This window comes from Sphingosinicella rhizophila (genome assembly GCF_032378825.1).
Lineage (GTDB): Bacteria > Pseudomonadota > Alphaproteobacteria > Sphingomonadales > Sphingomonadaceae > Allosphingosinicella > Allosphingosinicella rhizophila.
In genome coordinates this window covers 18,139-41,239 of sequence record NZ_JAVUPU010000002.1, presented here as the reverse complement: position 1 = coordinate 41,239, position 23,101 = coordinate 18,139, and the positions used below count along the sequence as shown (strand labels likewise).

Genomic DNA, 23,101 nt, shown 5'->3' with positions numbered 1-23,101 from the left:
GTTGCATCCAAAAAGGCTTGATCGATGAAGAGGTTGCTGGCGGCACTCGCTGCCCTGTTGCTTACCCCGGCGGCTTTCGCCGACGTCCTGGTCGACAATGTCAACGGCTACACGCTTAATGCCGGCGGCAAATTGATTCGCTTCAGCGCGATGCTCGTCGACGACGACGGCAAGGTGCAGCAACTCTATTCGAAGGGTGACAAGAAGGCGGATCGCACCCGCTATCGGTTCGATGGCAAGGGACGCACGCTGATCCCCGGACTCATCGATGCCCATGGTCATGTCATGGGTCTTGGTTTCCAGGCGATGCAGCTCGACCTCAGCGACACCCGCTCGCTGGCGGAGGCGCAGGCCAAGATCGCCGCTTTCGCCGCAGCCAACCCAAATCCGCGCTGGATCGTCGGCGGCGGCTGGAACCAGGAGCAATGGGGTCTCGGGCGCTTCCCGACCGCGGCCGATCTCGACGCAGTGGTTCCGGGCCGACCGGTGTGGCTGGAACGGGTCGACGGCCATGCAGGCTGGGCGAACAGCATGGCGATGAAGGAAGCCGGGATCGACGCGAGCAGCATCGCCCCGGCCGGCGGCAAGATCGAAAGAAACGGCAAGGTGCCGACGGGCATATTCGTCGACGCGGCGGCCTCGCTCGTTCAACGGGCGGTGCCAGAACCTTTACCGCGGATACGCGACCGCGCCTTCGAAAAGGCGCAGGAAATCCTGCTCTCCAACGGCCTCACCGCGGTTGCCGACATGGGCACCGCCAGCGACGATTGGCATGCGATGCGACGTGCCGGCGACATTGGCCGGCTCAACATCCGCATCATGTCCTACGCCGCCGGCATCGATCCCCTGCTGGAGATAGCCGGCACCGGCCCGACCCCCTGGCTTTACGACAACCGGCTGCGGATGGGCGGGGTCAAATTCTATATAGACGGGGCGCTCGGATCACGGGGCGCGTGGCTGAAACAGCCCTATCTCGACAGCCCGGACGAGCACGGCCTCAATCTCGTCACCGATACCGAACTCAAGAATCTGATGAGCCGGGCAGCGATGGACGGGTTCCAGGTGGCGGTCCATGCGATCGGCGACAAAGCCAATGCCCTGTTGCTGGACGCCATCCACGAAATGGCCGACACCTATAAAGGCGATCGCCGTTGGCGCGTCGAACATGCCCAGATCGTCGATCCCGCCGACCTGTCGCGCTTTGCCCGCTTCGGCACGATCGCGTCGATGCAGCCCGTGCATCAAACGTCGGACTGGAAAATGGCGGAGCTGCGGATGGGTACGGACCGCCTGGGCGGCGCCTATGCGTGGCGGAGCATGCTGGCAAACGAGGTGCCGTTGGCCTTCGGATCTGATTTCCCGGTAGAATCGCCCAATCCCTTTCGCGGAATAATGGCGGCGATGACGCGAACGGACGCACAGGGCCAGCCGCCGGGAGGTTGGCAGCCGGAACAGCGATTGACCCTGCTGCAAGCCTTCCACGCCTTCACTCGAGGCGCGGCTTATGCCGGCTTTGCCGAGGATCGGCTGGGCACGCTGGAGAAGGGCCATATGGCCGACTTCATTTTCATCGACCGCGACATTTTTGCCGACGCCACACCCGAGCAGATCGGCGCCACCAAGGTCCTGGAGACATGGATGGCCGGGGCCCGCGTCTGGCCCAATTGAGATTTATGTGGGCAGCCCGGTCAGCTTGGCGACGGTGAGGATCTGGGGCAGGATTTCGGCCGACTTGCCCGGCGCGTAGTAAAGATAGAAAGGCACGCCCGACCGGCCATGTCTTTCGAGGAAGCGCCCGATTGCGGCGTCGCCCCTGGTCCAGTCCCCGACGAGCACGGCCACTTTCTTGTCCGCGAAGCTCTTCGCCACCTCATCGCGGGCCAGAACCGCCTTCTCGTTGACCTTGCATGTAACGCACCAATCGGCGGTGAAATAGACGAAGACCGGGCGTTGCGCGGCGCGAAGGCTTTTCAGTTTGTCCTCGCTGAACGGGGTGGCGGCAAGCGGGCCTGCTTCGGCTGGAGCCGCCGGCACCCTGGCCGTAGGTACCCACATCAAGGAAGCGGCTGCGGCCAGCAGCCCGGGAACCAGCGGCAAGAGGCCGTGCCGTTTGCCGGCCCACCACGCCGCCACGCCGATCGCGAGAACGACCGCGATGCCAAGGACAAGACCTTCGGTCCCCGACTGGCGCTCCAATATCCAGGCCAAGGCGATCGCGGTCGCGAACATCGGCAGGGAAAGGATGTGCCTGAACCGGACCATCCAGGCCCCGGGCTTCGGCAGCCTGCGGCGAAGGGCGGGGACGAAGCCGAGCAACAGGAAAGGCAAAGCCAGACCTAGGCCGAGACCAGCGAAAATGGCGAGCGCGGCGAGCGAAGGAAGGATCAGGGCCGCGCCCAGCGCCGCGCCCATGAAGGGGCCGGTGCATGGTGTCGCGACGAAGGCCGCAAGCGCGCCGGTCCAGAAAGCGCCGCTGGTGCCACCGACATTTGCCAGGCGGTCGCCGCGGCCCAGTGCGGGAAGCTCGAACAGACCGGCAAGATTCAACGCGATCAAGGTCACGAGCAGGAGCAATAGCAGGATCACACGCGGATCCTGGAGTTGGAAGGCCCAGCCGATCGCGGCGCCTCCGCTCCTGAGCGCCAGCAGTCCGCCACCCAGTGCCAGGCAGGTGAGGACGACCCCGGCCGTATAGGCCAAGGCTTCCCGCCGCGCGGCCGTTTCGCCGCCGCCGGCCTTGGCAAGGCTGAGCGCCTTCAGACTGAGGATCGGAAAGACGCAGGGCATGATGTTGAGCAGGAGGCCGCCAAGGATGGCCCCGGCCAAAGCGGCGGCGATGGCGACCATGTCATCGTCCGACTCATTCTCCGTTCCGGCCAAGGGCGTCCCGGCGGGCGGCACCGATCCCGGCCGGGCCGTGAAGGACAATCCGTCGGCTGCGCCGAACTTGAGAACGCCGTCAAGACTTGCCGGAAGCTTGCCGGCCGCCTTTGCCTCGACGATCAGCATGTCGCCGCTGCGGGAGAAGCGCTGTGGAGCCGAATAGTCGATCGCCTGGTCCGTCAGCGGGAATACATAGGGATCCGAAACGGACAAGGCGGCCGGCAGCGGGATCGCCAGGCGGAAGCTGTCGCCGGTCTGCTCCATTCGGGCCGGGCTGCCGAGCGGTCTCGGCAAGGCCTGCCGGTACAGGTCGAACTGCTCTGTTCGCGTGGAAGTCCTGCCATTACCGACCACCAGGTCGAGCGCGATCTCCGACTTTTCAGGCACACAGATCTTGTCCGTGCAGGCCAGATAATGCGCGGTGCCGCGCAGCCTGACGTTCGTTCCCGGAGCAAGGTCCGGCGCGACCGTGAGCGGGATCAACAGCGCATAATCGCCTTCATAGACATAGTTCATGAGACCGGCGATCATCAACCGCTGTGGCACAGGATATAGCGGTGCCCCTGCGCTGATGCCTGCCGGCAGCCGCCACTCGATCCTCGGCTCGACCCCTGCGTCGCCCGGATTCTTCCAATATCCATGCCAGCCGGGTTCGGGCTTCATGACGAGCGCGAGGCTGATCGCCTCCCCCGCCCGCGGCGCGTCAGTCTCCGCAACGAGAGACGCGGCGATGGCATTCCGTCCGGGCGCGGCAAGCTGCGCCGCCGCCGGCACGCAGGGCGGCAGCAGCACCAGAAGAAAGAAAAGAAGCCGGGCAGCGAAGGCCGTCACGCTAGGGTTCCTGTCGAATCGCGACACGCCTATAGCACGCCTCCGTCCCAGGTCAGCGCCGCAGGATCAGCGCTGTTCGAACCGGGCGATGCGTGGGCCCAGCCGATTATCGGCGATACGAAGCGAATCGCCGCTCTTGTCGGCCACGAAGGACGTCGAACGATCGATACCCGGCGCGATCGACGCATCATTGTCGCTGATGTCGAGGCCTTCGGAACTGTTGGTCTGGCCTTCCGCCGCAACCATGATCAGCGCGCTGTAATTTTCCTTGTCGCGACCCTGGACGAACATGTTGCGGGCGATCGTGCCGGTGGCGCCTTCGGAAAGGTCGATCATGTAGTTGGTGGCCTTGCCGGCCGTATCGTCGAAGCTGGAATCGCTGACTTCGATCCGGGCAGTCCTGCTCTTCACATAATGGCCGCCAGTGCCACGTTCGAAGCGGCTGCGGCGAACGACCAGACGGCCGTAATTGCCGATATAGATACTGTGCGCGCAATCGAGGTCGCGATCGCAGCGGCCGAGACCGGCGAAGGTCGACCGTTCGATACGAACCGTCCCGGAAGGATCGGCGGCGGAGAGAATGCCGCTTTCGCTGTCGCGGAACAGGGATTCGGTGACGATCAGGTCGCCCCGCTCGATCCTGATGCCCGCGCCATTGGCGTCGGGTACGCGGATGTTCTGGAAGATGATGCCGTCGACGCTGGCGCTTCGGCCACGCAGCACGAGAACCGCCTTGCCCTCGCAGGTCTTGCGGTCGAACGTGACGGTGCCCGGCTCCCGCGCCGCAAACGCAATCTGTCCGGCCTCCTGGACGGCGCATTGCCGATAATTGCCCGGCGCGATCTCGATCGTGCCGCTGCCGTCGCCGATCGCATCCACCGCCTGCTGCAGGGTGCCGAACGCCCGGTTCTGCTCGCGGACGAGGAATGGGGCCTCGCTGTCCTGGGCAGGCAGCGGACCTGCCAACAAGGTCGCAGCGATCAGCGCGAGTCTCTTCTTCATCATCCGGCCTCCGATTTCGCCGGGTGTTGATCCTGCGAATGCGGGAAGTCGATGGGCAAAGGCGGTTAATACCTGACCTGACCCAGTGCGGGACGGGTGCTGATGCGATTCTTATCCAGCACGGCGACCGGAGAGCGAACCCATTGCAAGAGTTTGACCATTGGAGATTCATGCGATATGTTCACTCTTCGTTCTCCAGAATGCATTTGCATGACCCATTCCATTCCTTCTTGCGCCCTTGAATGACGAAGCGGTCGGGCAGCGCCGATTTGCCATTGCATGGCGGCCGCGTGCCGGCATGGCTCGGCGAACGCATGACCCGGCTCGGCTCCGTGATCGTCCAGGCCGTCGTGCATGAATATGGCCGAGACGAATTGCTGCGCCGCCTCGCGCATCCATTCTGGTTCCAATCCTTCGGCGCCGTCATGGGCATGGATTGGCATTCCTCGGGTATCACCACCAGCGTTATAGGCGCGCTGAAACGCGGCCTGACGCCACTTTCAGCAGAGCTTGGCATCCATGTTTGCGGCGGCCGCGGACGACATTCCCGCAAGACAGCACAGGAGCTTCTTGCGATCGGCGACCGCATCGGCATCGACGGCGTCGCATTGGGCAGAGCCAGCCGGCTTGTCGCCAAGGTCGACAGCGCGGCAGTGCAGGACGGGTTCGATCTCTATCTGCACGGCTTCATCGTCACCGATGACGGACGCTGGGTGGTGGTCCAGCAAGGCATGAACGGCGATCGGCGGCAGGCCCGGCGCTATCACTGGCTCTCCGAACATGTCGCCAGCTTCGTCGATGCGCCCCATGCGGCAATCGAAGGGCACGGCCAGGGCGTGATCGTCAATCTCGCCGACCGTCGCGCGGACGCGTCTCGACGGCGACAACTCGACCTGCTCGGCTCGGTCGGACCGGAGGGGATCCTGAGTCGGCTCGCCGAGGCCGATGGAACGGCTGGCAAGTCCTCGTCGGCTGCAATGGACGGCCAGGCGCTGCTGCCGCATCTCATCCTGCCCGATCATCACGACGTGAGACCGAAGGACGTCGTCGCCCGGCGGCTGCACGGCAATCTCGCCGCCGCCGCGGAGCGTGGCCCTCGGGACTTCGCTGAGCTGCTGCTCGTGCCCGGCGTGGGCGCGCGGACGGTGCGGGCCCTGGCAATGGTGGCGGAGCTGGTCCATGGAACGCCTTGCCGGTTCAGCGATCCTGCCCGCTTCTCGCTCGCCCATGGCGGCAAGGACCGCCACCCTTTTCCCGTCCCGATCAAAGTCTATGATCGCACCATCGCCGTGATGAAGGATGCCGTCTGGAAGGCGAAGCTCGGCCAGACGGAGGAACTGGCAGCGATCAGGAGGCTGGATGCAGAGGCTCGCCGTCTCGAGAGGCATGCCACCGGCCCTTCGGTCGATGCGCTGATCTCCGAAGAGCGCCGGCTCAGCCAAGGATATGGGGGCCGCAGCATCTTCGGATGGGAATCAGGACCGGATGGAGATGCCGCCATCCGATCTGAGCGGTCAAACGGGTAGCAGCGCGCGGCCCGCCACAGCCTGTGCGAAGACAGTCAGGGTGATTGCTACATAGGCCAGGCTTCCCACGATGAGCACCAGCCATCGCCCGCGCACGGCCAGGCCGGCCGTCAAAGCGGCGAGGATGGGAATCGCCTGTTCGGCATGGATGCCGAGGAAATGCGCGATCCTTAGGTCGCCGCCCAGCCGGTTCCAACCGAACAGGAAGACATTGCCGCCCTCGGCGCCGACCGCATGGCCGGGCTGGCTGCTCATATAGCCGCCAAAGCCGCCGCCGAGCAGGAAGGTGAGAAGCAGGCCGATCACCACGGCGGCGACGAAGCTCCGCGGGAGCCCGGCGGCCGGTCTCCGCCCGATTTCCCATGCCAAAGGAAGGGTCGTGCCGACGAGAAGCAGGGCCGCCGCGCCCATCAGGGCATACATCAGGATGTGGAACGGCGTGCCGACGTTGAAATGGGATTCGAGCCCCTGCGCAGCCTGCCAGCATATATAGGCGAGCTCGAACGTTCCGGTGGCGATCAGCAAGATTGCGGTCCGCCGCATTGCCGGCGATTGCCGCCGCTCCGGCCGCACATAGCCGAAGAACCAGGCGGCGGTGAGCGCGAAGATACCGACGGAAAAGAAGAATTTGGTGGGCTTCACCCAAATGCCGGCGCCGCTCGCGAGCACACGCGGATCGATGGATTGCATGGCCATGGCCAAGGCGGCCAGTGCGACCATGATGGCGCCATAAGTCGCAAGCATCCTGTGCCGTTCGAACAGGACAGTAATGATCGACGGCGCCGCTGGACGGATGGCGAGTGCAAGGCTGATCATGTCACGACTCCTTTCGAGCAACGGAGAAGATCCACCGAAGAGCGAGGTAGAGAAGGAGCCCGGCGGGTCCGAACAGGAAGGCGAGCGGCAAGCAGGGCAGGATGAGCAAAGCGGGAACGGCGCGCTCCGCCCCGTCGCGCGCGATCCAGGCGCCGACGAAGAGGTCGAAAGCCAGATAATGCAGCCAGCCTGCGGCGAGCGCATGGTCGTTCGCGAAGAGCGCGCGGACTTCTGCCAGCGAGCCGAAACCACCGTCACCGAAGGCAGAGCGCCCCTGCCAGATAAGCAGGGCGTACAGACAGGCTAGAATCGCCGGAATCAGGATCTGCGCGGCAGGCCAGGCATAAGGGCGAGCGGTCCTAATGAATGAAGCGGCGATGAGGCCAAGCCAGCCCGCTATCGCCAACGGGCCGGCGAAGGAGAAGGCAAGCGACGGATCGATCATGGTTGCGCTCCAATCTTGACGGTGTATAGATCATATATGGCCAAAGATCTGAACAGTGTCAACATCACCTCGTCACCGCGCTCATATCATCACGGCGCGTTGCGCCAGGCGCTCATCGAAGCGGCAGAAGCAGTGATCACGGAACGCGGCGTGGACGGATTCTCGCTCCGGGAGACGGCACGCCGGGCCGGTGTCTCCCCGGCTGCTCCCGGCCATCATTTCAAGGATGCGCGCGGCCTGCTGACAGCGGTCGCGACGCAGGCCTTCCAGGCTTTCGGCGATGCGCTGTCAGCAGCCGATATGGGAGGCGACCGCAAAGCACGCATCCGCGCACAAGGCATGGCCTATGTCCGCTTCGCCCTCGCCCATCCGGCCAAATTCGACCTCCTGTGGAGAAAGGCGCTCATCGACGACGCGGACCCTGATTATGCCGCCGCCGGAAAACGCGCTTTCCTCATCCTCGACAAAGCGGTGCGCGGCGATCGGCCGTCGGCCGGCGACCTGGATCCCTCGATGGCGCCTTCGATCGCGGCCTGGTCGATCGTGCACGGTTTCGCTCGGTTGGCGATGGACGGCCTGTTCGGCACCGGGCCCGGCGCGGCAGAGCGTGCGGCGGAAGCCCTGCTCCCGCACATATTGGATCACCTGGACGTTTAAGAGAGCGGTTTCAGTCCAGATTCGGTCGGAGCCAGCGTTCCGCTTCCTGGAGGGAGACGCCCCGACGCGCCGCATAATCCTCGACCTGGTCGCGGCCGATGCGGGCAACGCCGAAATATTGGCTGTCGCGATGCCCGAAATAGAAGCCCGATACCGCAGCTGTCGGCAGCATGGCGAAGCTTTCGGTGAGCTCCACGCCGGCAGGCGCACCGCCGAGCATGGCGAAGAGGATCGGTTTCAAGCTATGATCCGGACAGGCAGGATAGCCGGGCGCCGGACGAATCCCGGTATAGTTTTCGCGGATCAGGTCCTGGTTGGTTTGGTGATCTTCGGCTTCGTAGCCCCACACATTGTTCCGAACGTGCTGGTGGAGCCGTTCCGCAAAAGCCTCCGCAAGACGGTCGGAGATCGCCTTCAGCAGGATGTCCGAATAATCGTCATTGTCGGCCTTGAAGCGCTCGAGATGCGGTTCCAGGCCATGAATGGCGACCGCGAAACCACCGATCCAATCCTCCCCCTCGGGTGAGATGAAGTCGGCCAGACACATGTTCGGCCGCCCTTCCCGCTTCTTCACCTGCTGGCGAAGCATGGCCAGGCGCGTTTCCTCGTTACTGGCGAGAACAATGATATCGTCGCCTTCCCGCCTGCAGCGCCAAAGGCCGAGCGTCCCTTGCGGCCTCAGCCAATGTTCGGCGACGATTCGGTCGAGCATCGCCTGCGCGTCGGCGAACAGGGAACGGGCGCTCTCGCCCACCAGCGGGTCTTCGAGGATGGCGGGATAGTTGCCGGCCAGCTCCCAGGCCCGGAAGAAGGGTGTCCAGTCGATATAGGGTCTGAGCTCCCGGATCGGCCATTCGCCGAAATTATGTATGCCGGGTTGCCTTGGCGTTGGCGCCATGCCTTCGGGATCGAACGGAAATGCGTTGGCCCGCGCTTCCTCCAGCGTCGCAAGCTCGTTCTGGCCCTTGCTGGCGCGCGTGTCCCTTATTTCATTATAGCTGCCTTTGGTTTCGGAAACGAACTTCTCCCGCAGCGTGTCGGAAACCAGGGTCGAGGCGACCCCGACGGCGCGGCTCGCGTCCAGCACATGGACGACCGGCCCTTCATAGGCCAGGTCGATGCGAAGCGCCGTATGGACCTTGCTGGTGGTGGCTCCACCGATCAGCAGCGGCAGCTGCATGTTTTCGCGCTGCATTTCCGAGGCGACCGTAACCATCTCGTCCAGCGACGGCGTGATCAAACCGGACAGGCCGATCATGTCTGCGTCATTCTCATTGGCGGCACTGATGATGTCACGCCAGGGCACCATGACGCCGAGGTCGATCACCTCGAAGCCGTTGCACTGAAGGACCACGCCGACGATGTTCTTGCCGATATCGTGAACGTCGCCTTTGACCGTCGCCATCACGATCCGGCCCTTGCCCTTGGTCGCGCCGCTCTTCTCCTTCTCCTCCTCGATAAAGGGGATGAGATGCGCCACGGCCTTCTTCATGACCCGCGCCGACTTGACGACCTGGGGCAGGAACATCTTGCCCGATCCGAACAGGTCGCCGACGACGTTCATGCCGTCCATCAGCGGCCCTTCGATGACCTCGATCGGCCGCGACGCCGCCTGGCGCGCTTCCTCGGCATCCTCGACGACGAACCCGTCAATGCCCTTCACCAAGGCATGTTCGAGCCTTTTCGCCACCGGCCAGCCGCGCCATTCCGCGGCAAGCTTCTCCTGCACCGGATCGGACCCTCGATAGCGCTCGGCAAGGGCCACCAGCCGTTCGGTGGCATCGTCACGGCGGTCGAGGACCACATCCTCGCAAGCCTCGCGCAATTCCGCGTCGATCGTATCGTAGACGTCGAGTTGACCGGCATTGACGATCGCCATGTCGAGGCCGGCGGGAATAGCGTGGAGCAGGAAGACGGCGTGCATCGCCCGTCGTACCGGCTCGTTGCCGCGGAACGAGAAGCTGAGATTGGAGAGCCCACCCGACAGATGGACGTGCGGGCAACGCGCCTTGATCTCCTGGCATGCCTCGATGAAATCGAGCGCATAGCGGCGATGCTCGTCGATCCCCGTCGCGACCGCGAAGATGTTGGGATCGAAGATGATGTCTTCCGGCGGAAAGTCGTCACTCACGAGAAGGTGATAAGCGCGCTCGCAAATCTCGACCTTGCGTTCTTTGGTATCGGCCTGGCCCACCTCGTCGAAGGCCATGACGACGACCGCTGCACCATAATCTCGCACCAAACGCGCATGCCGGAGGAATTCGGCCTCGCCTTCCTTCATGCTGATCGAATTGACGATCGGCTTGCCCGACACGCATTTCAGCCCGGCCTCGATCACGCTCCATTTGGAACTGTCGATCATGAACGGCACTTTGGCGATGTCCGGCTCGGCCGCGATCAGCTTGAGGAAGGTCGTCATCGCCGCTTCGGCGTCGAGCAGACCTTCGTCCATATTGATGTCGATGACCTGCGCGCCATTTTCCACCTGCTGGCGCGCGACCTCGACGGCGGCGGCATAATCGCCGGACATGATCAATTTCTTGAACTGGGCGGAGCCAGTGACGTTGGTGCGCTCGCCGATATTGACGAAGGTGCCGCGGGGAAGAATGGTCATGTCAGGCCGCAATCACCATCGGCTCGATGCCGGAGAGGCGTGTCCAGCGGGGCACCTCCGGGATCGATCGCGGCGTAAAACCCCGCACGATATCCGCAATCGCCTTGATATGGGCCGGGGTGGTGCCGCAGCAGCCACCGACGATGTTGACGATCCCTTGCTCCGCCCATTCACGGACCTGCGCCGCGGTGGTCGCCGCGTCCTCGTCATATTCGCCCAGATCGTTGGGCAGGCCAGCATTGGGATAGGCCATGATCAGTGTGTCCGCGACTTCCGAAAGAGCCGCGATATGGCTGCGCAACTGCGACGCCCCGAAGGAGCAATTGAGGCCGACCGAAAGCGGCCGGGCGTGACGCACCGAGGCCCAGAAGGCTTCGATCGAATGGCCTGACAGATTGCGACCCGAAAGATCGGTGATCGTCATCGACAGCATGATCGGCAGCGCGGGATCGACGCGGCGGGCGGCATGGATGGCTGCCTTGGCATTCAACGTGTCGAACACGGTCTCGATCAGCGCGATCTCCGCACCACCTTCGACCAAGGCCTCGATCTGCTCGACATAGACATCGCTCAACGTGTCGAAATCGATCTCGCGATAGCCGGGATCGTTGACGTTGGGAGATAGGGACAAGGTCTTGTTGGTGGGCCCGAGCGCGCCGGCGATGAAGCGCCGGCGGCCGTCTTTCTTCGCATGACGATCGGCCACCTCGCGAACGATGCGGGCGGCGGCGACGTTGATGTCACGGACGAGGGCCTCGGCGCCGTAATCGGCCTGGCTGATGCGATTGGCATTGAAGCTGTTGGTGGCGAGGATGTCGGCCCCGCTTTGCGCGAAATCATCGACGATCTCGCGAATCAGATCGGGACGGGTCAAATTGAGAAGGTCGTTATTGCCCTTCTGGTCCCTAACCAGATCTGTGCTCCCGCGATAATCGGCCTCGCCGAGCTTGCGCGCCTGGATTTGGGTGCCGAAGGCGCCGTCCTTGACCAGTATGCGCCTCGATGCTTCGGACCTGATCTCTTCGCTTATGGTCATGCGGAGGGTCCCTTCGGCCTCAATCCAAGCAGGTGGCAGATCGCATAAGCGAGCTCGGCCCGGTTCAACGTATAGAAATGGAAGTTGCGGACGCCGCCGGAATAAAGCTGGCCGCACAATTCGGCGGCGACGGTCGCGGCGACCAACTGCCGCGCCGCCGGCAGATTGTCCAGACCTTCGAACAGGCGGTCCATCCAGGCGGGAATGGCGACGCCGCAAAAGGCTGCCATCTTACGAGTCTGAGCGACGTTACTGACTGGCAGAATGCCGGGTACAATTTCGCAATCCAGACCGGCTGCGGCCACATCGTCGCGAAATCGTAGGAACACGTCAGCCGAAAGAAAGAAATTAGTAATGGCTCTATCCGCACCCGCGTCGATCTTGGCCTTGAGATTGTCCAGATCGGCAGCCTTGCTCGAAGAGTCAGGATGACATTCAGGATATGCTGCCACCGAAATCTCAAACGGCGCGATCTTCCTAAGTCCTGCTACCAGTTCGGCAGCGTTGGAATAACCATCCGGGTGCGGATAAAAGACGCTACCGCCATTCGGCGGGTCGCCCCGCAGTGCAACAATGTGACGCACTCCCGCCTGCCAATAAGCCCGAGCAACATCGTCGATTTCCGCGCGGCTCGCTTCGACGCAAGTTAAGTGAGCCGCAGGCGCAAGCGAGGTTTCGCGGGCAATGCGAGCAACCGTATTGTGGGTGCGCTCACGAGTGGATCCGCCGGCACCGTAGGTGACCGAGACGAAGCGCGGCTGCAGCGGCTCCAGCGTTTCAATCGACTCCCACAGGGTCTGCTCCATCTTCTCGGTCTTCGGGGGGAAGAATTCGAACGACACCTGGATGTCACCGGCGACATCGGCAAATAGCGGCTTCGCCCAACCGTCGATGCTGGGTGCAACGTCAGGAACCATCACGCCACCACCTTCAGTTTCGCTTCGCTGCGCTCGCCGGCCCAGATCGTGACCGTCAATTCCCCGCCTTCGAGATGTTCGACCACCCGTCCCTTCAAACCCGCAGCTTCCAGATATTTGAGCATGATCTCGTCGCTGAAACCCAGCCGGACATGCGCGTCCCGGCTGCGCAGTTCCTCGCGTTCATGGGCCGCGAAATCGACGATCAGCAGCCGTCCGCCCGGTCCCAGGAGCCGCGCGGCTTCCGCCACTGCCGCCGCCGGCTGCTGCGCATAATGGAGCACCTGGTGAATGATGATCGTGTCCGCGGCGCCGGAAGCGAGCGGCAGCGAATACATGTCTCCCTGGCGAAGCTCGGCTGAATCGAGCCCCGCCTGGGCGAGTTTGACCCGCGCCAGTCGAAGCATTTCCGGGGAACGGTCGACGCCGAGCGCATGCGCGCAGTCTCGGCCGAACAATTCCAGCATCCGTCCCGTTCCGGTACCGATATCGACCAGCCGGCCCACCGGCCGGTCGGCCAGGGCCCTGGCGATGGCGGCTTCTACTTCGGACTCGGCGATGTGCAGCGATCTCAGCTCGTCCCAGTCCTTGGCATGGCTGGCGAAATAGCGTTCCGCCGCAGCCGCCCGATCGGCCCGGACCGCGGCCAGGCGGGCGGCGTCGGCGATCGCCCACGGATCCTCGCCACCACCGACCTCGGCCCAGTGATCGAGCAAGACGAACAAGGGCTGCACCCTCCCGGCGTCGCCGAAGCTGAGGAAGACCCAGCTTCCCTCCTTGCGCCGTTCGACGAGGCCGGCGTCGATCAGGATCTTCACATGGCGGGAGACGCGCGGCTGGCTCTGGCCGAGCACATGCGCGAGTTCGCCGACGGAAAGCTCCATCGCCCGCAGCAAGGCGAGAATGCGTAGCCGCGTCGGATCGCCAAGCGCGCGGAAGATTTCGGCCGTCCCAGACATTGATAAGGATATAAAGATATCTTTATATGTGCGTCAAGGGCGATCGTCGGTGCCGCCGCTGCCATTGGCAACTGGAACAGTAGACATAAGCGCCTCACTCTATTACATAACCCGCCGCTGGAAGCCGGTGGGGAAAGCCTCCCGGTGCCTCGCCCAGCATCAACAATTGCCCCACTAGGGAGGGAAGTGCCCGATGAAGAAAATTGCAATCACCCTGGCTGCCGTCGCAGCTTTCACCGTTGCCGGCTGCAACGGCGCCGCTGACGAGACCGCCAACAACGTGACGGATATCGAAGCCACCGACACGGAAGCCAATCTGGACGTCAACCTCTCGGCTGAAGATGCCGCCGGCAATGCGCTGGACGATCTCAGCAACGCCGCCGACAACGCCGGCGACGCGATCGAGAATGTTGCCAGCGACGCTGGCAACGTTGCCGAGAACGCCGTCAACTAAGGCGCTCTTTCAGCAATAGCTCGGAAAGGGCCGCATGCCGTCTAGGTATGCGGCCCTTTCTTTGTCTGCGTCGCGAAGGGTTGCGGTTTTCAGAATTGCGAGTCGCATTTCGCCAGTCCGGGACTTAAGCTGAGCCGATTGACAGCAAGCGGAGGCAGTAATGAAACGAATCGCGGGATGGACCGCAGTCGCAGCCGGACTGGCGCTGCTGGGAGCGTGCGGCGACGATGATGGGGCCGGCGGCGTAACGCCGGAGGAATCGCGGCAGCTCAACGAAATTTCGGAAACCTTGGATACGTCGGCCGACAGTCTCACCGTCACCGAAGACGACATGGTCGATAACGGCACCTTGGAAACGAGCCCGTCCGTGCCCGCGGACAATGTGGCAGCAAACAGCCAGTAGGCCGCACCTGAAAATGCACTGTCGTGCCGTCGGGTGAGACGGGCGATAAAAAAGGGCCGGAGAATCGCTCTCCGGCCCTTCTTCGTTGGTGCGGTCAGGAACGGATCAGAAATCCATTCCGCCCATGCCACCCATGCCGCCGCCCGGCATGGCCGGCGCAGGCTTGTCCTCGGGGAGCTCGCTCACCGCCGCTTCGGTGGTGATGAGCAGGCCCGCTACCGAGGCAGCATCCTGAAGCGCGGTGCGGACGACCTTGGTCGGATCGATGACGCCGGCGGTGACCAGATTCTCATAGACCTCGGTCTGGGCGTTGAAGCCCTGGGTCTGGTCGTCGCCGTCGATCAGCTTGCCGGCAACGACGGCGCCGTCATGGCCCGCATTCTCGGCGATCTGGCGGATCGGAGCTTGCAACGCGCGACGGACGATATCGATGCCGCGGGTCTGGTCGTCATTGGCGCCCGTCAGACCCTGGAGGATCTTGCCGGCGTACAGGAGGGCGGTGCCGCCGCCCGGTACGATACCTTCTTCGACAGCGGCGCGGGTCGCGTGGAGGGCGTCGTCGACGCGATCCTTGCGCTCCTTCACCTCGATCTCGGACGAGCCGCCGACCTTGATCACGGCGACGCCACCAGCGAGCTTGGCGAGACGCTCCTGGAGCTTTTCGCGGTCGTAATCGCTGGTCGTATTCTCGATCTGCGAACGGATCGCTTCGACCCGGCCCTTGATCTGCTCGGACTGGCCGGCACCATCGACAATGGTGGTATTGTCCTTGTCGATGGTGACCCGCTTGGCCTGGCCAAGCATCGTCAAGCTGACGGTTTCAAGCTTGATGCCGAGATCCTCGGAGATCATTTCGCCGCCGGTCAGGATGGCGATATCCTCGAGCATCGCCTTGCGGCGATCGCCGAAGCCCGGCGCCTTCACGGCCGCAACCTTGAGGCCGCCGCGCAGCTTGTTGACCACGAGGGTCGCCAGCGCTTCGCCCTCGATATCCTCGGCGATGATCAGCAGCGGACGGCCCGACTGGACGACCGCTTCCAGGATCGGGAGCATCGCCTGCAGGTTGGACAGCTTCTTTTCGTGGATGAGGATGTACGGATCGGAAAGCTCCACCGACATCTTTTCCGGGTTGGTGATGAAGTAAGGCGACAAATAGCCGCGGTCGAACTGCATGCCTTCAACGACGTCCAGTTCGAATTCGAGGCCCTTGGCTTCCTCGACGGTGATCACGCCTTCCTTGCCGACCTTGTCCATCGCCTCGGCGATCTTCTCACCGACGACGGTGTCGCCGTTGGCGGAAATGATGCCGACCTGAGCGATCTCGTTCGAACCGGCGACTGGCTTGGAGCGGTTCTTCAGATCCTCGACGACCTTGCCGACCGCGATGTCGATGCCGCGCTTGAGGTCCATCGGATTCATGCCGGCCGCGACCGACTTCATGCCTTCACGCACGATAGACTGGGCAAGAACGGTGGCGGTGGTGGTGCCGTCGCCGGCAAGATCGTTGGTCTTGGAAGCAACCTCACGCAGCATCTGCGCGCCCATATTCTCGAACTTGTCCTTCAGCTCGATTTCCTTGGCGACGGTGACGCCGTCCTTGGTGATCCGCGGGCTGCCATAGCTCTTGTCCAGGACGACGTTGCGCCCCTTGGGACCGAGAGTGACCTTCACCGCGTCGGCGAGAATGTCGACGCCGCGCATGATGCGCTCACGGGCGTCGCGCGAAAATCTCACATCTTTCGCTGCCATTTTTCGAATTCCTTATTCTGGGTTGTAAGAAGAGGTTTCAGGCGAAATCAGGATCAGCCGACGATCCCCAGGATGTCGCTTTCCTTCATGATCAGCAGGTCCTCGCCGTCGATCTTGACCTCGGTGCCCGACCATTTGCCGAACAGAATCTTGTCGCCGGCCTTGACGTCGAGCGGGGTCACGGTGCCGTCTTCGGCACGCGCGCCGGAACCGACGGAGACGACTTCACCTTCCTGCGGCTTCTCCTTGGCCGTGTCGGGAATGATAATGCCGCCGGCCGTTTTTTCCTCGGCCTCTACGCGGCGTACGAGCACTCGATCATGGAGCGGACGAAAAGTCATGCGCGTCACCTCTTGCATGTGCGGCTGCCATGTCGGCCCTTTGAGCCGCGGCAGACGCTTGGGTTGAACTTATTGGCACTCACCCCGCGTGAGTGCCAGCAGGGCCGATTTAGGCGCTGTTCATTTGAGGTCAAGGCGTGGGCACGAAGTTTTTTATCTCGTAAACCGACGGGGCACCCCTCATTTACACTATTGCGGCCTTGTTCTAGCGCCGCGGCTAGAGGCTGATCGTTTGAGGTGGAAGCGCTTGGTGCTTCCACCGATGGCGTCAATCAGGCTCTATTCAAATGCAGGCGGAAGTGTGACGATGCGATTTGCAGGCAAGGTGTGGCGATTGCTCGTGGGCGTGAAAGACGGGCTCGTCCTCCTGTTCATGCTGCTCTTCTTCGGCTTCCTCTATATGTTCCTGTCGGCCAGCCCGACGGTGGGCAGCGCGCACGGAGCGCTGCTGATCAGCCTCGACGGACCGGTCGTGGAGCAGCCCGCGGACATTTCATTTTCGGACCTGCTGACATCCTCCGGACTCGTCCGCGAATATCGGCTGCGCGACCTTGTCCATGCCTTGAAGACCGCTGCAACCGATGACCGCGTCGAGGCCGTCGTCCTGGATCTCGACATCTTTGCCGGGGGGGGCCAGACCGCTTTGGCCTCGGTGGGCGAGGCGATGGAGACGGTCAAGCGGGCCGGCAAGCCGGTCCTTGCTCATGCCACCGCCTATGACGATGATTCCTATCAGCTCGCGGCCCACGCGACCGAGGTCTGGCTCGATCCGATGGGCGGCGTAATGATCGCAGGGCCAGGCGGAACCAATCCCTATTTCAAGGGACTGCTCGATCGGATCGGCGTCACCGCCAATGTCTACAAGGCCGGCACCTACAAGGCTGCTGTCGAACCCTATACGCGAAGCGACATGTCGCCCGAGGCACGCGAGGCCTCCCAGGCCCTCGCCGCCTCACTTTGGGAAAGCTGGCAGCAGGATGTGCGACAGGCGCGGCCGAAGGCGCAGCTCGCGGCTTACGTCGCGTCTCCTGCCGAGCGTGTCGCCGAGGCCGGCGGTGACATGGCGCGTGCCGCCCTGGCCGCGGGGCTCGTCGACCGTCTCGGCGATCGCACCGCCTTTGGCAGCCGGGTGGCCGAGATCGCCGGGACCGGCGACGAGGATGTGCCGGGGAGCTATCGAAGCATCGATTACGAGGCGTGGGTGCTGGACCACCCGTCCAGCGACGATGGTGGACAAATCGGCATACTCACTGTCGCCGGCGAGATCGTAGACGGAGAGGCCGGCGCCGGCACCGCGGGCGCGGAAACTATCGTGCGCAATCTCGAGGAAGGTCTGAAGCACCGGAACATCAAGGCTCTGGTGCTGCGGGTGGATTCACCCGGCGGCTCTGTGCTCGCATCGGAACGGATCCGCCGGGCGGTGATGGCTGCAAAGGCTCGGAAGCTTCCCGTCCTGGTCTCGATGGGAAATCTCGCTGCCAGCGGAGGCTATTGGGTCGCGACCCCCGCCGATCATATTTTCGCTGAGCCGAGCACCATCACCGGATCGATAGGCGTGTTCGGGATCCTGCCCAGCTTTCAGGGCACGCTCGCGAAATTGGGTGTCGGAGCGGACGGGGTGAAGACGACGCCCCTGTCCGGCGAACCAGATATATTGCAGGGGCCCAGTCCGGCGGCGAGCCGGATGCTGCAAATGGGTGTGGACAATATGTACCGCAGGTTCCTTGCCCTGGTCTCGGAAGCCAGGAGGCTGCCCGTCGAACGCGTCGACCGGATCGCCCAGGGGCGGGTGTGGGACGGCGGCACAGCGCGGCAGCTCGGGCTCATCGATTCCTTCGGCTCGCTCGACGATGCGATCGCCGAGGCTGCCCGCCGGGCAAAGCTTGATCCGGCCAAGGCCAAGGCCGTCTATCTGGAACGAGAGCCTGGCTTCATCGAGAATTTCCTCTTCGATTTCGGCAACGCGCGTGCGCAGCATCCGGCGCGAGACGCCTTCAGTCGGCTGGGCGATCGTCCCGACGCGATGCTGATACGAGCCCTTGGCGACGCCGACCGCATTCTTTCGGGACCGGCCGTCCAGGCACGGTGCCTGGATTGCCCCGGCGGAGATTCAGCCCGGCGGCCATCTGCAGGATTTTCGCCCATCACCTTCCTGCTGGGCGTCTTCGGCCCGTGATCGGCGAGTCTCTCACGAGAGAGGGTTAGCGCCGGTAGGCGGGCAAAGACCATCCGGTCCAGATCGCGCCGCCCCGCAGCGCGAAGCCGGCCGCCGTGGCGATCAGACCGGCCAGGGCGCCGGGCAGGCCCAGTAGCACCAGACCGACCATCAGGGCCGCCGAAAGGGCTGCCGCCGTCACATAGAGTTCGGGACGCATCACGATCGACGGCTCCCCCGCCAGAATGTCGCGCATGATTCCGCCGAGGCACGCCGTCAGCACGCCCATCCCGATCGCCGGGATCGGCGCCACGCCGTAAGCGAGCCCTTTGGCCGCGCCGTAGGTCGCATAAGCGGCAAGGCCGGCCGCATCGAACCAGAGCAAGGCGCGTCCGCTCAACACCCTGGCCGGCAGGAACCAGACCGACAGGGCCGCCACGACGCAGATGACGAGGGTGGCGTTCTCATGGATCCAGAAGACGGGGGCTCCGATCAACAAGTCACGGACGGTGCCGCCGCCAATCCCGGTGATCACTGCGAAGAATATGAAGGTGACCGGGGTCTGGCGCTTGACGGCCGCCAGCAGCGCTCCCGACACGGCGAAAACCGCGATTGCGGCCAGGTCGAGCAGTTCGAGAACGGGTCCGATCGCTGCGGCCGGGCCCGTCACATTCCCCTCCACGATCTTATCGCCCGCATCACGCCTCCGGCTTCGGTCTTGCTCCGTCCCGGCACAGCTTCCGCGAGGTGGCACGGAAAAGATAGAAAAATCGCCACGGCCCATTGCCAGCGGCCGATCGGCGCTCAGCGTCCCTTTTCGCCGAACCGATCGACACAAAGCTTCAAGACCGCGATTGGGGGCCCAAGCCTTGCGAAGGCGGCAAGGGCCTCGTTGCGCACCGCCTTCTGTGCCGCCGGTTCGACGCCGGCTCTGGCCCTCAGTCCCGGCACGAGCGGCTGCTCGAGCCTCCTTTCCAGATCGCGATATTCGGAAAGCTCATTGCCATAGTCCATTTCCTGTTCGGCAAGCGCCGTCACCATGAAATCTGCCAACTGATTGCAGCCGAGTTGGGCCTCGAAGCGATTTTCGGGCAGCGCCAATTGCGCTTTCGCCGTCTCGAGATAGGCCGCCCGACATTGCGGAATCAGATCCTCCCATTTGCCGCCGGTGATCCCTCCTTCGAGCTCGGCCATCCGCGCGCTCGTTCGGGTCGCTGCCTCGCCTGAAAACGCGCCGCCGGCCGAACCGGCGAGCAACGGAAAATGGACGATCCGGCTTTGCGCCTCGAAGGGAAGCACCTCCCTTATGTCGGTCGCCGTCCTGGCTTCGGCGGCCGCGACGACACCGCAAGTGGCCGCGCGGTCGATCGGGTCCTCGGGCAGCATGATCGCCTTGGGCCCGCAGGAAGCGAGCGTCAGCGCGGCTATCGTCGCGGCCAAGGGCAGATGGTTCGACATCGTCTCTCTCCAACCGTTACGCAAGCATAACGGCGGCATGGATGCAGCGTTCCTTGATGCGTGCCCCAATGGGCATGGCATCCTCCGGGCATCAGGCTCCGGGTACGGAAAATCTATTCAGATGTTGAGATCCGGACCTTAGATGTGGATCGGCAGGCCCGTCACCGCCATCGCCGCTTCCTTGAGAGCTTCAGAATGGGTCGGATGAGCATGACAGGTATAAGCGATATCTTCCGAAGTCGCGCCGAATTCCATCGCTTGGGCGGCCTGGGCGATCATCGTTCCGGCCAGGGATGAGATGATGTGGACGCCGAGCACCCGGTCGGTGCGCGCGTCGGCGATGACCTTCACGAAGCCGTCCGTGTCGCGATTGGTCTTGGCGCGGCTGTTGGCGAGGAAGGGGAATTTGCCGACCTTGACGGCGGTGCCGGCCTCCTTCAACTCCTCCTCGGTCTTGCCCACCGAAGCTATCTCCGGATGGGTGTAGACGACGGACGGGATCACATCGTGATTCACGATGCCGGTCTGGCCGGCAATATTTTCGGCGACGGCGATTCCTTCATCCTCCGCCTTGTGAGCGAGCATCGGGCCGGGCGTGACGTCACCGATCGCCCAGATGCCCGGCACTTTCGTGCGGAAGCTGTGGTCGACCTCGATGACACCGCGATTGTCGGGCCGGACGCCGGCCTTTTCCAGCGCGAGCCCGTCCGTATTGGGACGCCGGCCGATCGAGACGAGAACCGCATCCGCCTCGATCGTTTCGGCCGAGCCCCCGGCCGAAGGCTCAATCGTGATCGTGGCGCCGGCGCCGTTGCGGACGACCTTGGTCACCTTGGTCGAGGTCTTGATGTCGAAGCCCTGCTTTTTGAAGATCTTGCGCGCTTCCTTGCGCACTTCCCCGTCCATGCCGGGCAATATCTCGGCGAGGAACTCGACCACGGTCACCTGGGCGCCGAGCCGCCGCCAGACCGAGCCGAGCTCGAGGCCGATGACACCGCCGCCGATGACGACGAGGTGCTTGGGGACTTTCGGCAAGGCGAGCGCACCGGTCGAATCGATCACGACCTCATTGTCGATCTCGACGCCGGGAAGCGGGGTGACGGAAGATCCGGTGGCGATGATGATGTTCTTCGCCGTGTAGGCCTTGCCAGCAACGTCGATGCTATTGGCGCCGGTAAAGGCAGCATGGCCCTTCAGCCATTCCACCTTGTTCTTTTTGAACAGCATGGCGATCCCGCCGGTGAGTTCCTTCACCGCCTTGGCCTTCTCGCCATGCATGGTGTCCAGGTCCAGTTCGACCGAACCCAGTTTCACACCGAATTTGGCAAGCGTGCCGTGATTGGCCTCCTCAAAGAGCTCCGACGCGTGGAGCAGGGCTTTCGATGGAATGCAGCCGACATTGAGGCAGGTGCCGCCCAGCGTCTCCCGGCTCTCCACACACGCCGTCTTCAGGCCCAGCTGGGCAGCGCGGATTGCCGCGACATAGCCGCCGGGTCCGGAGCCAATCACGATCACGTCAAAGTCGGTCTCTGCCATTTTCAACTTCCTAAAGGTCGATCAGGAGCCGCGTGGGATCTTCCAGCGCTTCCTTCATGCGGACGAGAAAGGTCACGGCCTCGCGGCCGTCGATCAGACGATGGTCGTAGGACAAAGCGAGGTACATCATCGGACGCGCCACGATCTGGCCGCCTTGCACGACCGGCCTTTCCTCGATGCGATGCATGCCGAGCACTGCCGATTGCGGCGGATTGATGATCGGGGTCGACAGGAGCGAGCCGAACACGCCGCCATTGGAGATGGTGAAGGTACCGCCCTTCATATCGTCCATGGTCAGGCTGCCGTCCTTCGCCCGCTTGCCGAAATCGGCGATCTTCTTTTCGATCTCCGCGAAGCTCATCCGATCCGCGTCGCGAACGACCGGGACGACCAGACCATTGGGGGCGCTCACGGCAACCGAAACGTCGAGATAATCGTGATAGACGATCTCGTCCCCGTCGATCGATGCGTTGACCGAGGGGACGTCCCTGGCGGCGAGCGCGGCGGCCTTCACGAAGAAGCCCATGAAGCCAAGCCGGATGCCGTGCTTCTTTTCGAACAGGTCCTTGTACCGGGCCCGCGCCTCCATGACGGCGCTCATGTCGACATCGTTGAAAGTCGTAAGGATGGCGGCCGTGTTCTGGGCCTCCTTGAGACGGGAGGCGATCGTCTGCCGCAGCCGCGTCATGCGCACCCGTTCCTCGCGCCTCTCCCCCTGCGACGCAGCCGGGGACGGTCCGGCCGCCGGTGCAGGCGACTGCGCCCCCTGGGCAGGCGCCTGCGTCGCCGGTGCCGATGGGGCGCCGTCCTGCTGCGCCTTCGCGGCCGCAAGCACATCATCCTTGGTCAGGCGGCCGTCCTTGCCGGTACCCTTGATCTTGGAGGGGTCGACATGATGTTCGAGCACGGCACGGCGGACGGCGGGCGAAAGAGTCAGGCTCGCGCCTTCGTCCGCCTCGGCCGGCGCTTCGTCGGCCGGCGCTTCGTCGGTACGCGGTTCAACATTCTCCCCCGCCCCTTTGGGATTGACCGGCGTCGATGCCGGAGGTCCACCAGCATTCTCCTTGGCCGGAGCGCCGGCAGCGGCTTCGATCCGGGCGATTACGGCGCCCACCTCGACGGTCGCGCCCTCGGCCACCAATTGGTCGCCCATCACTCCCGCGACCGGCGAGGGCACCTCAAGTGCGACCTTGTCGGTTTCCAGACTCGCGATCGGTTCGTCCGCCTTGATCGGATCACCCGGCTTCTTCAGCCACTGGCCCAGCGTCGCTTCGGTGATCGATTCGCCCAGCGTCGGCACGGTTACGTCGGTTGCCATT

At 63.7% G+C, this 23,101-nt stretch carries 20 protein-coding genes; 6 read left to right on the top strand and 14 right to left on the bottom strand.

The window, feature by feature from the left end; genetic code table 11:
* Positions 1-24: 24 nt before the first annotated feature.
* Complete coding sequence (locus tag RQX22_RS03240) at positions 25-1,668, top strand: amidohydrolase (RefSeq protein ID WP_315723629.1); 1,644 nt, start codon at positions 25-27, stop codon at positions 1,666-1,668.
* 3 nt (positions 1,669-1,671) lie between these two features.
* On the opposite strand, the gene RQX22_RS03235 is transcribed toward RQX22_RS03240, so the two are convergent.
* Positions 1,672-3,714, bottom strand: a complete 2,043-nt coding sequence (locus tag RQX22_RS03235; RefSeq protein ID WP_315723626.1) for a protein-disulfide reductase DsbD family protein — start codon at positions 3,712-3,714, stop codon at positions 1,672-1,674.
* 66 nt (positions 3,715-3,780) lie between these two features.
* Entirely contained in the window at positions 3,781-4,719 is a 939-nt protein-coding gene (locus RQX22_RS03230) for a right-handed parallel beta-helix repeat-containing protein (protein ID WP_315723624.1), read from the bottom strand.
* 239 nt (positions 4,720-4,958) lie between these two features.
* On the opposite strand from RQX22_RS03230, the gene RQX22_RS03225 reads away from it, so the two are divergent.
* Positions 4,959-6,242 carry a DUF763 domain-containing protein gene (locus tag RQX22_RS03225; protein ID WP_315723623.1) on the top strand — a complete coding sequence of 428 codons (1,284 nt, stop codon included), beginning with the start codon at positions 4,959-4,961 and terminating at the stop codon, positions 6,240-6,242.
* Here RQX22_RS03225 and RQX22_RS03220 read toward each other — a convergent pair.
* Positions 6,231-7,058 carry a hypothetical protein gene (locus RQX22_RS03220; RefSeq protein ID WP_315723621.1) on the bottom strand — a complete coding sequence of 276 codons (828 nt, stop codon included), beginning with the start codon at positions 7,056-7,058 and terminating at the stop codon, positions 6,231-6,233. The two genes, RQX22_RS03225 and RQX22_RS03220, sit on opposite strands and share 12 nt — an antisense overlap.
* Position 7,059: 1 nt before the next feature.
* The gene (locus tag RQX22_RS03215) at positions 7,060-7,503 is read right to left on the bottom strand and encodes an ABA4-like family protein (RefSeq protein ID WP_315723619.1); all 444 of its coding nucleotides are present in this window, start codon (positions 7,501-7,503) and stop codon (positions 7,060-7,062) included.
* Between the two features lie 36 nt (positions 7,504-7,539).
* On the opposite strand from RQX22_RS03215, the gene RQX22_RS03210 reads away from it, so the two are divergent.
* The gene (locus RQX22_RS03210; RefSeq protein WP_315723617.1) at positions 7,540-8,160 is read left to right on the top strand and encodes a TetR/AcrR family transcriptional regulator; all 621 of its coding nucleotides are present in this window, start codon (positions 7,540-7,542) and stop codon (positions 8,158-8,160) included.
* Between the two features lie 10 nt (positions 8,161-8,170).
* Here the strand turns inward: RQX22_RS03210 and metH are convergent, their stop codons facing one another.
* The 4 genes from metH to RQX22_RS03190 are packed head-to-tail and all read right to left on the bottom strand — an operon-like array spanning position 8,171 to position 13,686.
* Complete coding sequence (gene metH, locus RQX22_RS03205) at positions 8,171-10,774, bottom strand: methionine synthase (protein WP_315723615.1); 2,604 nt, start codon at positions 10,772-10,774, stop codon at positions 8,171-8,173.
* Between the two features lies 1 nt (position 10,775).
* On the bottom strand, positions 10,776-11,810 hold the full coding sequence (locus tag RQX22_RS03200; RefSeq protein ID WP_315723614.1) for a homocysteine S-methyltransferase family protein: 1,035 nt from the start codon (positions 11,808-11,810) through the stop codon (positions 10,776-10,778).
* Positions 11,807-12,727, bottom strand: coding sequence for a methylenetetrahydrofolate reductase [NAD(P)H] (gene metF / locus RQX22_RS03195; protein WP_315723612.1), 921 nt, complete (start codon positions 12,725-12,727; stop codon positions 11,807-11,809). Before metF ends, RQX22_RS03200 begins: the two co-directional genes overlap by 4 nt.
* Positions 12,727-13,686, bottom strand: coding sequence for an ArsR/SmtB family transcription factor (locus RQX22_RS03190; protein ID WP_315723610.1), 960 nt, complete (start codon positions 13,684-13,686; stop codon positions 12,727-12,729). Before RQX22_RS03190 ends, metF begins: the two co-directional genes overlap by 1 nt.
* A gap of 193 nt (positions 13,687-13,879) precedes the next feature.
* Here RQX22_RS03190 and RQX22_RS03185 point away from each other — a divergent pair, with 193 nt between their 5' ends.
* Together RQX22_RS03185 and RQX22_RS03180 are read left to right on the top strand one after the other, a co-directional pair.
* Entirely contained in the window at positions 13,880-14,140 is a 261-nt protein-coding gene (locus tag RQX22_RS03185) for a lipoprotein (RefSeq protein ID WP_315723609.1), read from the top strand.
* Positions 14,141-14,300: 160 nt separating this feature from the next.
* Entirely contained in the window at positions 14,301-14,543 is a 243-nt protein-coding gene (locus RQX22_RS03180; protein ID WP_315723607.1) for a hypothetical protein, read from the top strand.
* A gap of 105 nt (positions 14,544-14,648) precedes the next feature.
* Here the strand turns inward: RQX22_RS03180 and groL are convergent, their stop codons facing one another.
* The gene (gene groL, locus RQX22_RS03175; RefSeq protein WP_315723605.1) at positions 14,649-16,292 is read right to left on the bottom strand and encodes a chaperonin GroEL; all 1,644 of its coding nucleotides are present in this window, start codon (positions 16,290-16,292) and stop codon (positions 14,649-14,651) included.
* A gap of 53 nt (positions 16,293-16,345) precedes the next feature.
* A complete protein-coding gene (gene groES / locus RQX22_RS03170) occupies positions 16,346-16,633 on the bottom strand; it encodes a co-chaperone GroES (protein ID WP_315723604.1) in 288 nt (95 codons plus the stop codon).
* 307 nt (positions 16,634-16,940) lie between these two features.
* Between groES and sppA the strand changes: the two genes are divergently transcribed.
* A complete protein-coding gene (sppA, locus tag RQX22_RS03165) occupies positions 16,941-18,809 on the top strand; it encodes a signal peptide peptidase SppA (RefSeq protein ID WP_315723602.1) in 1,869 nt (622 codons plus the stop codon).
* Positions 18,810-18,834: 25 nt separating this feature from the next.
* Here sppA and RQX22_RS03160 read toward each other — a convergent pair whose 3' ends face one another.
* The 4 genes from RQX22_RS03160 to odhB form a co-directional block, all read right to left on the bottom strand.
* The gene (locus RQX22_RS03160; protein WP_315723600.1) at positions 18,835-19,458 is read right to left on the bottom strand and encodes a trimeric intracellular cation channel family protein; all 624 of its coding nucleotides are present in this window, start codon (positions 19,456-19,458) and stop codon (positions 18,835-18,837) included.
* Between the two features lie 134 nt (positions 19,459-19,592).
* Positions 19,593-20,246: a hypothetical protein gene (locus tag RQX22_RS03155; RefSeq protein WP_315723598.1), complete on the bottom strand. Its 654-nt coding sequence runs from the start codon at positions 20,244-20,246 to the stop codon at positions 19,593-19,595.
* A 138-nt stretch (positions 20,247-20,384) separates the two neighbouring features.
* Positions 20,385-21,782, bottom strand: a complete 1,398-nt coding sequence (gene lpdA, locus RQX22_RS03150; protein ID WP_315723596.1) for a dihydrolipoyl dehydrogenase — start codon at positions 21,780-21,782, stop codon at positions 20,385-20,387.
* Between the two features lie 10 nt (positions 21,783-21,792).
* A complete protein-coding gene (gene odhB / locus RQX22_RS03145; protein ID WP_315723594.1) occupies positions 21,793-23,100 on the bottom strand; it encodes a 2-oxoglutarate dehydrogenase complex dihydrolipoyllysine-residue succinyltransferase in 1,308 nt (435 codons plus the stop codon).
* Position 23,101: the final 1 nt, after the last annotated feature.

Coding starts and splice junctions, on each gene's coding strand:
- metH (WP_315723615.1), bottom strand. CDS start 10,774: ATGACCATTCTTCCCCGCGGCACCTTCGTCAATATCGGCGAGCGCACC.
- RQX22_RS03155 (WP_315723598.1), bottom strand. CDS start 20,246: ATGTCGAACCATCTGCCCTTGGCCGCGACGATAGCCGCGCTGACGCTC.
- RQX22_RS03215 (WP_315723619.1), bottom strand. CDS start 7,503: ATGATCGATCCGTCGCTTGCCTTCTCCTTCGCCGGCCCGTTGGCGATA.
- RQX22_RS03240 (WP_315723629.1), top strand. CDS start 25: ATGAAGAGGTTGCTGGCGGCACTCGCTGCCCTGTTGCTTACCCCGGCG.
- groL (WP_315723605.1), bottom strand. CDS start 16,292: ATGGCAGCGAAAGATGTGAGATTTTCGCGCGACGCCCGTGAGCGCATC.
- sppA (WP_315723602.1), top strand. CDS start 16,941: ATGCGATTTGCAGGCAAGGTGTGGCGATTGCTCGTGGGCGTGAAAGAC.
- RQX22_RS03180 (WP_315723607.1), top strand. CDS start 14,301: ATGAAACGAATCGCGGGATGGACCGCAGTCGCAGCCGGACTGGCGCTG.
- RQX22_RS03190 (WP_315723610.1), bottom strand. CDS start 13,686: ATGTCTGGGACGGCCGAAATCTTCCGCGCGCTTGGCGATCCGACGCGG.
- odhB (WP_315723594.1), bottom strand. CDS start 23,100: ATGGCAACCGACGTAACCGTGCCGACGCTGGGCGAATCGATCACCGAA.
- metF (WP_315723612.1), bottom strand. CDS start 12,727: ATGGTTCCTGACGTTGCACCCAGCATCGACGGTTGGGCGAAGCCGCTA.
- RQX22_RS03200 (WP_315723614.1), bottom strand. CDS start 11,810: ATGACCATAAGCGAAGAGATCAGGTCCGAAGCATCGAGGCGCATACTG.
- RQX22_RS03230 (WP_315723624.1), bottom strand. CDS start 4,719: ATGATGAAGAAGAGACTCGCGCTGATCGCTGCGACCTTGTTGGCAGGT.
- RQX22_RS03220 (WP_315723621.1), bottom strand. CDS start 7,058: ATGATCAGCCTTGCACTCGCCATCCGTCCAGCGGCGCCGTCGATCATT.
- RQX22_RS03185 (WP_315723609.1), top strand. CDS start 13,880: ATGAAGAAAATTGCAATCACCCTGGCTGCCGTCGCAGCTTTCACCGTT.
- RQX22_RS03225 (WP_315723623.1), top strand. CDS start 4,959: ATGACGAAGCGGTCGGGCAGCGCCGATTTGCCATTGCATGGCGGCCGC.
- groES (WP_315723604.1), bottom strand. CDS start 16,633: ATGACTTTTCGTCCGCTCCATGATCGAGTGCTCGTACGCCGCGTAGAG.
- lpdA (WP_315723596.1), bottom strand. CDS start 21,782: ATGGCAGAGACCGACTTTGACGTGATCGTGATTGGCTCCGGACCCGGC.
- RQX22_RS03210 (WP_315723617.1), top strand. CDS start 7,540: ATGGCCAAAGATCTGAACAGTGTCAACATCACCTCGTCACCGCGCTCA.